8 protein-coding genes and 1 pseudogene are annotated in these 13,173 nt (G+C 38.7%); 4 read left to right on the plus strand and 5 right to left on the minus strand.

What is annotated here, in order from left to right; all coding sequences use genetic code 11:
• Positions 1-813: AraC family transcriptional regulator (locus BXY_RS01825; RefSeq protein ID WP_208946714.1), on the plus strand; the 813-nt coding region annotated here is incomplete at its 5' end.
• Here BXY_RS01825 and BXY_RS01830 read toward each other — a convergent pair.
• A complete protein-coding gene (locus tag BXY_RS01830; protein ID WP_134993685.1) occupies positions 810-2,309 on the minus strand; it encodes a sensor histidine kinase in 1,500 nt (499 codons plus the stop codon). The genes BXY_RS01825 and BXY_RS01830 overlap by 4 nt on opposite strands.
• Positions 2,310-2,583: 274 nt before the next feature.
• Between BXY_RS01830 and BXY_RS01835 the strand changes: the two genes are divergently transcribed.
• Both BXY_RS01835 and BXY_RS01840 read left to right on the plus strand, forming a co-directional pair.
• Positions 2,584-5,820, plus strand: coding sequence for a glycoside hydrolase family 2 TIM barrel-domain containing protein (locus BXY_RS01835; RefSeq protein ID WP_208946715.1), 3,237 nt, complete (start codon positions 2,584-2,586; stop codon positions 5,818-5,820).
• A 36-nt stretch (positions 5,821-5,856) separates the two neighbouring features.
• Positions 5,857-8,706, plus strand: coding sequence for a glycoside hydrolase family 2 TIM barrel-domain containing protein (locus BXY_RS01840; protein ID WP_015531077.1), 2,850 nt, complete (start codon positions 5,857-5,859; stop codon positions 8,704-8,706).
• Positions 8,707-8,748: 42 nt separating this feature from the next.
• Here the strand turns inward: BXY_RS01840 and BXY_RS01845 are convergent, their stop codons facing one another.
• Positions 8,749-9,153: an ACT domain-containing protein gene (locus BXY_RS01845; protein ID WP_015531078.1), complete on the minus strand. Its 405-nt coding sequence runs from the start codon at positions 9,151-9,153 to the stop codon at positions 8,749-8,751.
• A 138-nt stretch (positions 9,154-9,291) separates the two neighbouring features.
• Here BXY_RS01845 and BXY_RS01850 point away from each other — a divergent pair, with 138 nt between their 5' ends.
• Entirely contained in the window at positions 9,292-10,806 is a 1,515-nt protein-coding gene (locus BXY_RS01850) for a TlpA family protein disulfide reductase (protein WP_015531079.1), read from the plus strand.
• Here BXY_RS01850 and BXY_RS01855 read toward each other — a convergent pair.
• From BXY_RS01855 to BXY_RS01865, 3 genes and pseudogenes are all read right to left on the minus strand, one after another.
• Positions 10,799-11,317, minus strand: coding sequence for a hypothetical protein (locus BXY_RS01855; RefSeq protein WP_015531080.1), 519 nt, complete (start codon positions 11,315-11,317; stop codon positions 10,799-10,801). The two genes, BXY_RS01850 and BXY_RS01855, sit on opposite strands and share 8 nt — an antisense overlap.
• Complete coding sequence (locus tag BXY_RS01860; RefSeq protein WP_004325967.1) at positions 11,307-12,518, minus strand: AAA family ATPase; 1,212 nt, start codon at positions 12,516-12,518, stop codon at positions 11,307-11,309. The genes BXY_RS01855 and BXY_RS01860 overlap by 11 nt, the downstream gene beginning before the upstream one ends.
• A gap of 285 nt (positions 12,519-12,803) precedes the next feature.
• Positions 12,804-13,173, minus strand: a pseudogene (locus tag BXY_RS01865) (DUF3990 domain-containing protein); the annotation flags it as partial.

Here is a 13,173-nt window from a genome sequence, read left to right on the forward strand (position 1 = left end):
GTTGATTATATTGTAGGAGAGGGATTCGCAAAAGATTTACTGAAGAGCTATAAGAATTTTCCATGTAAGATTGAATCCGGCTTATTTATTCTTTGTATAAAAGGCACTATGGAGGTGACGATCAATACCAATACCCATCATATTAGTGAAAATGATTTAATAACTTTGCCGCCTAATTGCATATTAGAGGTGCACACATTCTCATCCGATATCCAGATTTATTATGCAGGCTTTTCATCTCATTTTATAGAAAGTATAAATTTGATGAAAGCTACCCAGCACCTTCTTCCGGTAATTATGGAGAATCCGATAGTTGCTTTATCTCCACTTCAGGCCTGTAGTTATAAAATGTTCTATGAATCATCTATTCTTTCATACGCTTCACTTAGGACGCGCGAAAATAAGGAGATAGTAAAAGCTGTTCTTACCATGTTTATCCAAGGGGCTACAGAAATATATAAGTTACAGAATAATTGGTATTTGTCTTCTCAATCAAGAAAGTATGAGATTTATCAGGAGTTTTTAAAATTAGTCATGAAACATTATACAATCCATCACGGAACATCTTTCTATGCTGATGAGTTAGGACTTAGCCTGCCCCATTTCTGTTCTACAATTAAAAAGGCGGCAGGAAATACTCCATTAGAGGTGATTGCTTCTGTCATTTTGATGGAAGCTAAATCCCGTTTAAAGTCGACCGATGAACCTGTAAAAAATATAGCTCTATCTTTAGGGTTTAATAATATCTCCTTCTTTAATAAGTTTTTTAAGCAGCATACTGGTATTACCCCTCAAGAATATAGAGGACGCTAATCTTCTGTTTTTCTATCAAATGGTAATGTAACGGTAAAACAACTACCTTTCCCAATCTCTGATTTAACGGAGATATCTCCTTGCAGGTGTTCTACAATCGTTTTACAGATAGAAAGTCCTAAACCGGTTCCCTGTTTAAAAGTATCTACTTTGTAGAAACGATCAAAGATTTCATTCAAACATTCTTGCGGAATTCCCGAACCGGTATCTTCTACAAATATTTGTACTGAATCCGCATTTCTGTTATCAAGCGTATGCCCAAAATGAATATATCCTTTTTGGGTGAATTTCCGGGCATTATTAATGAAATTGCATATTACTTGTTTCAGGCGTGTAATATCTGTGTTGATATAAACATCTTCATCCGGTAATAATGACTTTATTTCAATTTCGGAAATAGGTTTCATTGCCTGTTCTTTCTCTATGTCCATCATTAAAGAGTTAAGGGAACAGTTGGAGAAAGTAAATTTAATCGTATTTGATTCAATCTTGGACAAATCAAGTATGTCGTCAATCAATCGTACTAAATGTTCGCTATTGATGCTGATTAGTCGCACGAAATCGGCACGTTCCTCTTCACTTAACTCATCATAAGTGGAACCTATAACATCAGAAAAGCCGACTATTGCATTCAGCGGCGTACGGATTTCATGACTCATATTAGCCAGAAACGCCATTTTAAGACGATCGCTTTCTTCTGCTTTTTTACGTGCCTCGATTAAGGTGTTTTCTATGTCTTTATATTCCTGAATACTCAAGCAGATTCCCACTAACCGATAGGGATGGCCGGATATGTTTGCAATATAAGTTGACTGCCCTTCAAACCATTCCCAAGTACCATCTCCCCGGCGCAGACGGAATGGAACTGTTTTGTCAAAAGTTGTATTACCACTAAGTTGTACAACAAAGGCATCAGCCATAGGTTGCCGATCGTCCGGATGAATCATATTCACATATTCCTCCATTGTCAAAGTATTATTTTCTCCTGCCGGAATACCTAAATGTTCAAAATAACGATCGTCAAGAGTAAATTCACTCCGACTTATATCATAATACCATGGATAGATTCTGGTTCTTTGCAAAGCAGTATTCAGAATATATTCCTGTGTAAGCTCTACTGTAATATTGCGGAAAAAGAATAAGATCTTGTTTAAATTAGTTCTATCCCTGATCGTTGCAAATTCTCCTCTTATGGGAAATTGTGTGTAATCAACCTGTTCTTGCATGAAGGTATGTTCAGGTAATGAATACGTATTTTCTCCCTGACGAATCTTTTCCAGAATAGTCGAAAGTATATCTTCCTTTTTATTTAGCAGTTTAAATAAACGATTGGTAGGAAAGGGAAGCATATCATTGACCGACGGATGAATATGCAGTTCTGCAAAAGCCTGCTGATTGAGTTGTATAACTTCTCCATTTGTATCAAATATAATCACTCCGTCGGGTAAAATGTTTAATAATTCATCGTTATAGAGTGTCTGTTTGTAATCTTCCATTTCTTTTATTGTTTTGTACTGAATATAAGATATATGAGACATATCTTATAACAAAGAAAACCATTTCTGTGAAGATTATAACATATTTACAGCTCTTTTTGAGCGACTTATACGGTTATTTTAAATTGCAAGATATTTAATGTTAATACAATATTCTTATTTTAATATTCGATATTCAAATATTAATAGAATGAAACTTTCATCTTTTCCAATAAAAGAAAGGGGTACAAAATGCCCTTTCGTCCGTCTACTTGATATGAAGAAAAAAGAACGAATGAAAATATATACTTTGCTATTTGGTATATTGTTTGTAAGTCCTACACAGGCACAAACAATGCATGATTGGGAGAATCATCATGTTCTCCAGATCAATCGTGAACCGGCAAGAGCCGCTTTTACCCCTTTCTCTGTACAGAAAGGAGACGGCTCAATCTCTTTAGACGGAACCTGGAAATTCCGTTGGACTCCCGTTCCCAATGAAAGAGTCATGAATTTCTATCAAACAAATTTTAATGATAAAGATTGGACGGATTTTCCTGTTCCCGCCAATTGGGAAGTGAACGGATATGGCACGCCTATCTATGTTTCAGCAGGCTATCCATTTAAAATAGATCCTCCACGGGTGATGGGAGAACCGAAAACTGACTATACCACGTATAAAGAACGAAACCCAGTAGGGCAATATCGTCGCACCTTTGTCTTGCCGGCCGGATGGGAAACGAACGGACAGACTTTTCTACGGTTTGAGGGCGTAATGAGCGCCTTTTATGTTTGGATCAATGGCGAACGGGTAGGGTATAGCCAAGGCAGTATGGAACCGAGTGAATTTAATGTCACGAAGTATCTGAAATCCGGAGAAAATCAAATTTCACTGGAAGTCTACCGATATAGTGACGGTTCTTATCTGGAAGATCAGGATTTCTGGCGTTTTGGTGGTATTCATCGTAGTATTCATCTGATACATACGCCGGATATTCATGTCCGTGATTATGCGGTACGCACTCTTCCTGCATCTGCTGGTGATTATGAAGACTTTATTTTGCAGATTGATCCGCAATTCAGTGTATATCGAGGGATGACCGGAAAAGGGTATGTCTTACAGGGAGTATTGAAGGATGCTTCAGGCAAAGAAGTTGCCACATTGAAAGGCAATGTGGAAGATATTCTTGATTTGGAGCATAAAGCAAGCCGGATGAATGAATGGTATCCGCAGCGTGGTCCGCGTAAGATGGGACGTTTGTCAGCCATTATAAAATCGCCGGAAAGATGGACGGCAGAAACACCCTATCTTTATAAATTACACTTAACTCTCCAAAATGGAGAAGGAAAAGTCATAGAACAGATAGAACAGGCCGTGGGCTTCCGCTCTGTAGAAATCAAAAAAGGACAACTGTTAGTGAACGGTAATCCGGTTCGTTTTCGTGGAGTGAACCGCCACGAACATGATCCACGGACAGCACGTGTCATGAGCGAAGAACGGATGCTTCAGGATATTCTTTTAATGAAGCAGGCAAATATAAATGCTGTGCGCACCAGTCATTACCCGAATGTAAGCCGTTGGTACGAGCTATGCGACAGCTTGGGATTGTACGTGATGGACGAAGCGGATATAGAAGAACACGGATTGCGTGGAACACTCGCAAGTACCCCCGACTGGCATGCAGCATTTATGGACCGTGCGGTCCGTATGGCGGAACGTGATAAGAATTATCCATGTATTGTAATGTGGAGCATGGGAAACGAAAGCGGTTACGGACCGAACTTCGCTGCTATTTCGGCATGGCTGCATGATTTCGATCCCACTCGTCCTGTACATTATGAGGGGGCGCAGGGAGTGGACGGAAATCCTGACCCGAAGACGGTCGATGTTATCAGTCGCTTTTATACCCGGGTGAAACAAGAATATTTAAATCCCGGCATTGCAGAGGGAGAAGATAAGGAACGCGCTGAAAATGCACGTTGGGAGCGGTTGCTGGAGATTGCGGAGCGTACCAATGACGACCGTCCGGTGATGACGAGTGAATATGCACATTCCATGGGGAATGCATTAGGAAATTTCAAAGAATATTGGGATGAGATATATAGTAATCCCCGTATGCTGGGTGGTTTTATATGGGATTGGGTAGATCAGGGAATCTACAAGACATTACCCGATGGCCGTACCATGGTGGCTTACGGCGGTGACTTTGGCGATAAGCCGAATTTAAAAGCTTTCTGCTTTAATGGATTACTGATGAGTGACCGTGAAACTACGCCTAAATATTGGGAGGTAAAAAAAGTATATGCACCGGTTGAGTTGAGAGTTGAGAATGGAGAGTTGAGAGTAACCAACCGGAATCATCATATTGATTTATCACTTTATCGTTGTCTGTGGACATTATCAGTGGATGGTAAGGAGAAAGAACGGGGAGAAATAACATTGCCGGAAATAGCTCCAGGGGAAAGTAAAACAATTGATTTGCCGGCTTTCCGATCATTGAAACCTCTTTCCGATTGCCAACTGAAAGTAAGCATTGTTTTGAAATCGGATGCTCTTTGGGCAAAGGCAGGACATGAAGTGGCCTGGGAACAATTCTGTTTGCAGAAAGGAGATTTAGCTTCTGCTGATTTAATTAATAAAGGAGCGCTTCAGGTGAAAGAGGATGATAATTCTTTATTGATTAGCGGACGTGGTTTTTCTGTTCAGTGGGAAAAGAAAGTGAACGGAAGTATGACTTCCCTTATATATAAGGGCAAAGAAATGCTGACTCACTCCGATGATTTTCCGGTTCAGCCTGTCACTCAAGTTTTCCGTGCTCCGACAGATAATGACAAGAGCTTCGGAAACTGGTTGGCTAAAGACTGGAAATTGCATGGAATGGATCATCCGCAGATAAATTTGGAATCTTTCCACCATGAAAAACGTGCAGACGGGGCGGTCATTGTCCGGATTCAAACAAGTAATTTATATAAAGAAGGAAAAGTGGTGACGACTTCTGTCTATACGGTCTTTTCAGATGGAACGATTGATCTGAAAACAACTTTCTTGCTACAAGGAGTTCTTCCTGAAATTCCCCGTTTAGGAATCGCATTCTGTCTGGCGCCTGCTTATGATACATTTACCTGGTATGGCAGAGGACCACAGGATAACTATCCTGACCGCAAAACATCTGCTATGATAGGGCTTTGGAAAGGAAGCGTTGCAGACCAATACGTACATTATCCACGTCCGCAGGACAGTGGAAACAAAGAAGAAGTGCATTATCTTACCTTGACCGACAAACAGAATAAAGGCATTCGTGTTGACGCGGTAGAAAACGCATTTTCTGCATCTGCCCTGCATTACACCGTACAAGACATCTATGAAGAAACTCACGATTGCGATTTAAAACCACGTGCGGAAGTCATTCTTAGTATGGATGCTGCCGTACTTGGATTAGGAAACAGTAGTTGCGGACCGGGTGTATTGAAGAAATATGCCATAGAGAAAAAAGAACATACGCTGCATATCCGCATCAGTAGTAAACAATGATAGCAATAAATAACTAACACAATTATAAAAGTAACAATGAAAAAAGTAACCACTTTATTATCGACCTTAGCGTTGGCAACTACCCTGGCTACTCAAAACCTTCCACAAACGGAAAGGCAATATCTCTCCGGTCACGGATGCGACGATATGGTTGAATGGGACTTCTTTTGTACCGACGGACGCAATTCCGGGAAATGGACGAAAATCGGTGTACCTTCCTGCTGGGAGCTGCAAGGATTCGGCACCTATCAGTATGGAATCACTTTCTATGGTAAACCATTCCCTGAAGGCGTTGCCAATGAAAAAGGTATGTATAAGTACGAGTTTGAAGTTCCGGAAAAGTTTCGCGGCAAACAGGTCAATCTTGTATTCGAAGCTTCAATGACAGATACGGAAGTAAAAGTGAACGGACGTAAAGTTGGTTCCAAACATCAGGGGGCCTTCTATCGTTTTTCATACAACATCACGGATTTTCTGAAATATGGCAAAAAGAATTTACTGGAAGTCACTGTTGCCAAAGAGAGTGAAAATGCCAGTGTGAACCTTGCCGAACGTCGTGCTGATTATTGGAATTTTGGCGGTATCTTCCGTCCGGTGTTCCTGGAGGTGAAACCAGCCGTAAACCTGCGGCACATTGCCATTGACGCAAAGATGGATGGAACTTTCCGTGCCAACTGCTACACAAATATTTCTAATGACGGAATGAGCATCCGTACACAGATTTTAGATAAAAAAGGAAAGAAGTTAGCGGAAGGCACTGTACCTGTAAAAGCGGGTGGCGACTGGACTTCTTTGCAACTGAATGTCTCTAACCCTGCACTATGGACTGCGGAAACTCCGAATCTTTATAAAGCTCAATTCTCCCTGTTGGATAAGGACGGTAAAGTGCTGCATAGTGAAACGGAAAACTTTGGTTTCCGTACCATTGAAGTACGTGAAAGCGACGGACTTTATATAAACGGAGTACGTATCAATGTACGTGGTGTCAATCGTCATAGTTTCCGTCCTGAAAGTGGCCGTACATTAAGTAAAGCGAAGAATATCGAAGACGTTCTTTTGATGAAAAGCATGAATATGAATTCCGTCCGTTTGAGCCATTATCCGGCTGACCCGGAATTTTTGGAAGCCTGTGATTCTCTCGGACTTTATGTGATGGATGAGTTGGGAGGCTGGCATGGCAAGTATGATACCCCCACCGGAGTACGTCTGATTGAAGGCATGATAGAACGTGACGTGAATCATCCGTCTATTATTTGGTGGAGTAATGGTAATGAAAAAGGATGGAATACCGAACTGGATGGAGAGTTTCATAAATACGATCCGCAGAAACGTCCGGTTATTCACCCGCAAGGTAACTTCTCCGGTTTTGAAACCATGCATTACCGCTCTTACGGAGAAAGCCAGAACTACATGCGCTTACCGGAAATCTTTATGCCTACGGAATTCTTGCATGGTTTATACGATGGCGGCCATGGTGCCGGATTATACGATTATTGGGAAATGATGCGCAAGCATCCCCGTTGTATCGGTGGATTCCTTTGGGTATTGGCAGACGAAGGTGTGAAGCGTGTAGATATGGACGGATTCATCGATAACCAGGGAAACTTTGGAGCAGACGGAATTGTAGGACCACATCACGAAAAGGAGGGTAACTACTACACTATCAAGCAGTTATGGAGTCCGGTGCAAATCATGAATACTTCTATCGACAAGCAATTTGATGGCAAATTCTCCGTAGAAAACCGTTACGATTATCTGAATCTGAATACTTGCCGTTTCCTTTGGAAGCAAGTAAAATTCCCGTTGGCAACAGATGCTTCCAATGCTGCTATTCAAGTGTTGAAAGAGGGTGAAGTGCAAGGCAGTGACGTGGTTGCTCACTCGGCAGGCATTTTGGATATAAAAACAAATATCCTCCCCAATGCAGACGCCCTCTTTCTGACAGCAATCGACCCATACGGCCATGAACTTTGGCGCTGGACTTTCCCGGTCAACAAACTGAATCAGCAGACTGAACAGCTTTCTCCCTTGTCCAGTCGTCCTGCTTATACAGAGACAGAAAATGAGCTTACTGTGAAAGCGAATAAGCGTGCGTTCATCTTCTCAAAGAAAGACGGACAACTGAAAGGAGTATCTGTAGATAACCGTAAGATTAACTTCGCCAATGGTCCCCGTTTCATTGGAGCCCGTCGTGCAGACCGCTCATTGGATCAGTTCTATAACCATGATGATGAGAAAGCAAAAGAAAAAGACCGCACATACAGCGAATTCCCTGATGCTGCCGTATTTACGAAACTGGATGTGAAAGAAGACGGAGGTAATCTGGTTGTTACCGCCAATTATAAACTAGGCAATCTGGATAAAGCCCAATGGACAATTAACCCGAGTGGAGAACTGGCTTTGGATTACACCTATAATTTCTCCGGTGTCGTAGACTTGATGGGTATTCGTTTCGACTATCCTGAAGATCAGGTAATCAGCAAACGCTGGCTGGGTGCCGGACCTTACCGTGTATGGCAAAACCGTATTCACGGAACACAATACGATGTATGGGAAAACGACTATAACGATCCTATCCCGGGTGAGACCTTTACATATCCCGAATTCAAAGGATACTTTGGTGATGTTTCCTGGATGAATATCCAAACGAAAGAAGGCACTATCAGCCTGACAAACGAAACTCCCGACGCATATATCGGAGTATATCAGCCTCGTGATGGCCGCGACCGTTTGCTTTATACTCTTCCCGAAAGCGGAATCTCTGTCCTGAACGTGATTCCTCCGGTACGTAATAAAGTAAACTCCACCGATTTGTGTGGTCCCTCTTCACAACCGAAATGGGTAAATGGTCCACAAACCGGACGAGTCATTTTCCGGTTTATGTAAATGAATCATATAAAGGTATCCACATTGCGTTGGGTACCTTTTTTATTTAATCTTCTGAAGTTCGAGAATGGCATTCAGTGCTTGTTCCGCCTTCTCTTTAGGCACAAAAATATGGTCGTGGTAATATGCTGCTATTACATTTGCGCTAATGTTTTTCTCTGTAAGTTTAGCCGAGAAAGCAGCTGTCAAGCCCACTGCATCTAAACTGGAATGTATATTGAGAGTAATAAGCCTGTAAACAGACTGGCAATCTATATCTTTGCCTATGGCATCTTTCAGGTCAAGAATGAAGGTCATACCTTCTTTCTCCTGAAAAAAACCGACCGGGTTTAATTCACGCATTTTATCCCAATCAAATGTCGGGAAAGAGCAAAAAACAAAGTCACGTTTATCCAATACAGGTTCCATATTGGATAATAATATATCTAAATCTTTAATACCTGACATGAGTTCAAATAGTGATGATTGCGCAAATATAACAAATATAAACAGTTACAAAACTCTTTCCCATGAAATTAATTTTCTATATTTGGAGGCAAGAATCTTATTTATTTAAGTTTATGAACTTTCTAATATTCAGGTACAATGAAACACGATAATTCTTTTCTGTTAATAATATTTTTGTTATTAGCCGGATGCGGGCAAAAAGACCGGGCAAAATCTCAATTCGAATCATCTGTACAGACAGAAGAAAGTTATCCGTTAGCAAAAGAATATATTAAAGAAGCTGTTATCACAGGAAAAGTGTTGAACCGGGACTTTTATCCTCAAGAAAGGGAATTAACTCTCATCATTCCATTTTTTTGGAAAATGGAAAATCAATATCGTACCCCCATACAAGAAGATGGCTCATTTTCATTCCGCTTTCCGGTTTATGCAAAATTAAGAGAAGTTTCCATTCGCAATTATGCAGAACATTTGTATATCCACCCGGGAGATAGCATACATGTGGAAATAGACTTCAAAGATCTTTTTCATCCCAAAGTAACAGGTGATGCAGAAAAACTGAATCAAGAAATACTGGCATTTACAGAAAGCGCCTACTATTACATACAGAATTATAGTATAAACCCGAATTTGAATATTAAGGATTTTGAGGCTGAATTAAAGAAGGAATATGACTTTCGTTTGGAGCGAAGAAACGAGTATCTGACGAAGTATAAGCCAATGGAAGATGTTACGTTATTTACTGAAGAGTTACTGAAACAGGATTATTATTACGCTTTGTTATCCTATGGTAACCAATGCCAGTTTAAAACGAGAAAAGAAATGGATCGGTATCATAAACTTCTGCCTGCAATCAATAAACTTTATAATAAAGGGATTCTTTCGGCACGTTTATATGATATTGCCGATGAAGTAGAACGCTATATAGCTTATGGGATAACTTACAAAGATAAAAAAAATCCATCTGTAGAAGAGATTATGTCGGCAGTAGGAGAGAATGAACTGAACCAGTATATATATACCAAAATGGCAGTTGGCTCTTTGAATGCAAATGATACACTTGCTTTAACAACGAGGCATACACAGTTTGATTCGATTGTAAAAATGCCGCATTTGCGTGCACAAGTGATGCAGATATATAATCAGACTAAATCTTACCTGGAAAATCCGCAACCAGTTTCCAACAATTTATTATATGGTGAGTTTCACGAAAACTCAAAGCTAAAAACATCTATGCCTTACATGGAACCCATCTATAATATACTTGAGAAGAATCACGGAAAAGTAATCTATTTCGATTTTTGGGCTAGGTGGTGTCCACCATGCCTGGCAGAAATGGAACCTTTGAAACAATTGCGGAGTAAGTATTCCACCAAAGACCTGGTCATATATTCCATATGTGTAAGTGAACCCAAGGAAGAATGGGAAGAGTGCCTGAATGAGTATTCATTGAAAAACCGGGGAATTGAATGTATTTATGCATCTGATTATTTTGGAAAAGATAACTTACAGAAAATTCGCAAACAATGGAAAATAGATAGAATGCCCTATTATCTGTTGATTAATAGAAAAGGGCAAATTGTAGATTTCGGAACTACGGCACGTCCCAGCAATCCGCAATTAGTATCTCGAATTGAAGATGCCCTTAAATAACTTTATCATTAATAGGATCGTATGTCATTTCTTTATTCTTCTTTTCTATACGAAAGCTTTTTATTTTTGATGAAAGTGATTTTTCTAGGGTTTGTTTTGCTTTACGATACGTACCGTCATTGGATGGATGTCGTGAACTAACAATAGCTCCTATAACTTTTTTATCTTTTAGATATCCTTGATTGTAGAATAAGTTCACTGTATTGCCGATTTGTGTTATAGCGTGTGCAATATCCGTTCCTTTTAGTTCTACAAAAATATAAACACAATTAAGGGGTGATGTGTATACAAATAAGTAATCACACTTTCTATGCTCTGATGAACTATCAAAATAACCATCAATTTTTATTTTATCAACTTCGGAAATATCTTTAGATGCAATAGTGAACTTACTTTTATTTTCACAAATCGTAAAACGAGAAGTGCATTTACACTTTGAATTAACATATTTATGTTCAAAAGAATCTGTATTCTTGAATACGAATCTTCTATTAAAACATTTACAACTCATTTCTTTCAATATTGCATAGTTCGTCAAAAATATATCCTAATTTGTCAGAAGCCGTATCTATGTATTCAGCTCCCAAAGATTTTATGTCAGTATCTCTTATATCTTTAACAGTTCCATCTGAATGAAAAAAGTAGGATGATACATCATCAAAATCAATTAGCGCCATTGATGGAATGAGTTCTTTAATTTTAGATAGCACCAACTTCTTTTTATTGCTTTTCTTTAATATTTCTTGTGCTAAAATTAAATTATCTACTACTGATAACACATATGGACTATGTGTCGTAATTACAATACTTCCATTTGATTTTCTCATCTTTCTCATGATCCAATCAATAAGGAAGTGTTGAGTAGAAGGAAATAAATTTAATTCAGGTTCTTCTATTACTAATATCTGTTTTTTCTTGCTTTCAACATATTGGTTAAATACAATCCACAACGGAATAATTGATTGAATTCCACTAGAAGTTTGAGATAGTTTTACTTCTTTGTTTTCATTCATTAGATATACTGTGTCACCATTGTTATTGAATGACACTTTAATGTCAAGAATGTTTATATCAATATTTTTATACTGAATTCTTGCTTTTTCGTATAAGCTACCAAAATCCTTTATGCAATCGGGAATACTAGCTCCTGCTTGAAGTAAAGAAAATATGCTATTAGAAAATGTTGAAATCAACAATCTTTCAGCTGGAATATATACTGGTATACATTCTTCATAAAGGAGTCCAACTAAGGCAGGTTTTATTAACTCTACCATTGCGCTGTCTTTTAAATCTAAGAGGTTTTTAAGACTTTTGATAAATTCTTTGTATGCAAAGTTATTTTCTTTTCGTTCTATAAATTTTAAAATAAAATCATATGACTTTGAAGTATTAGCCATTTCCATCAAATCAGCATCCTCGTAGTTACTGTGAAATTTATTTAAGCCTATTTCCCAATAGTATTTTTCATTGCTATAACGAATAATGGTTGTAGACGTAAATTCAAAATTAATATTATATTTATCCAATAACCTTAAGAAACTATTGAAATCTCCTTCTTTAATAGTCCAAAAAATCGAATTGTTAAATATTGCAAGAAGTTTTGCAATAGTACTTTTTCCACTAGAAGTATGTCCAATAAAGAAATTATATTTCTTTATTTCTATATTTGCGGATTTTATAGCCCCAAAATCTGTTACAATTAAATGTGCCATGCTCATTAAAAAATTAAAGTTATATCCCTCATATAAAAGAATAACTATTGGCAAATGTAGTCATTAATACTGGTATAATACCTAAAGTAGTTCTTTTTTATAGAAAAAAACAAGAAAAAGTTAGTAGATGTTCACTCATATTATAAATTTTCGCTAACTTCTTAATGTCTTCTTTGCCATTCACAATATGAGTACTGTCACCGATCCGGATGGATGGCCTGACTACTTCATCGGAAGAAGACTTCTCGAACAGCTTAGTAATAGGGATAAAAGACAAGGCTAATATCAACCTTGTCTTTTTTGTAGCTCCCTCATCAATTCATCTACAATATATGCATCGCTCATGAGATATAGATCTCCAAGTCGGTGGACAATGCGCTGGTAGCTTTCGCTATTATAAAATATATCAAGTGCCTGTAGACTGGAAATATGCAGACGGGTAGCAAGAAGTTCTACAATGCTGTAATATTTGCCTTGCATTACAATATCTGCATTGGGGATTTCTTTTGAGGGAGATGGGATAGGCAAAAGTATAGCATCCACAAAATGTAAGTGTTCGTCAATTACTTTTTGGTTCGTAATACAAATTTGATTGTTAGGCTCTTGATGAATCAAACGTGACAATGCTTCTTCACGAGTGTAATCACCACGCATA

The sequence above is a fragment of the Bacteroides xylanisolvens XB1A genome (assembly GCF_000210075.1).
GTDB lineage: Bacteria > Bacteroidota > Bacteroidia > Bacteroidales > Bacteroidaceae > Bacteroides > Bacteroides xylanisolvens.

Coding starts and splice junctions, on each gene's coding strand:
- BXY_RS01840 (WP_015531077.1), top strand. CDS start 5,857: ATGAAAAAAGTAACCACTTTATTATCGACCTTAGCGTTGGCAACTACC.
- BXY_RS01845 (WP_015531078.1), bottom strand. CDS start 9,153: ATGTCAGGTATTAAAGATTTAGATATATTATTATCCAATATGGAACCT.
- BXY_RS01830 (WP_134993685.1), bottom strand. CDS start 2,309: ATGGAAGATTACAAACAGACACTCTATAACGATGAATTATTAAACATT.
- BXY_RS01855 (WP_015531080.1), bottom strand. CDS start 11,317: ATGAGTTGTAAATGTTTTAATAGAAGATTCGTATTCAAGAATACAGAT.
- BXY_RS01835 (WP_208946715.1), top strand. CDS start 2,584: ATGAAAATATATACTTTGCTATTTGGTATATTGTTTGTAAGTCCTACA.
- BXY_RS01850 (WP_015531079.1), top strand. CDS start 9,292: ATGAAACACGATAATTCTTTTCTGTTAATAATATTTTTGTTATTAGCC.
- BXY_RS01860 (WP_004325967.1), bottom strand. CDS start 12,518: ATGGCACATTTAATTGTAACAGATTTTGGGGCTATAAAATCCGCAAAT.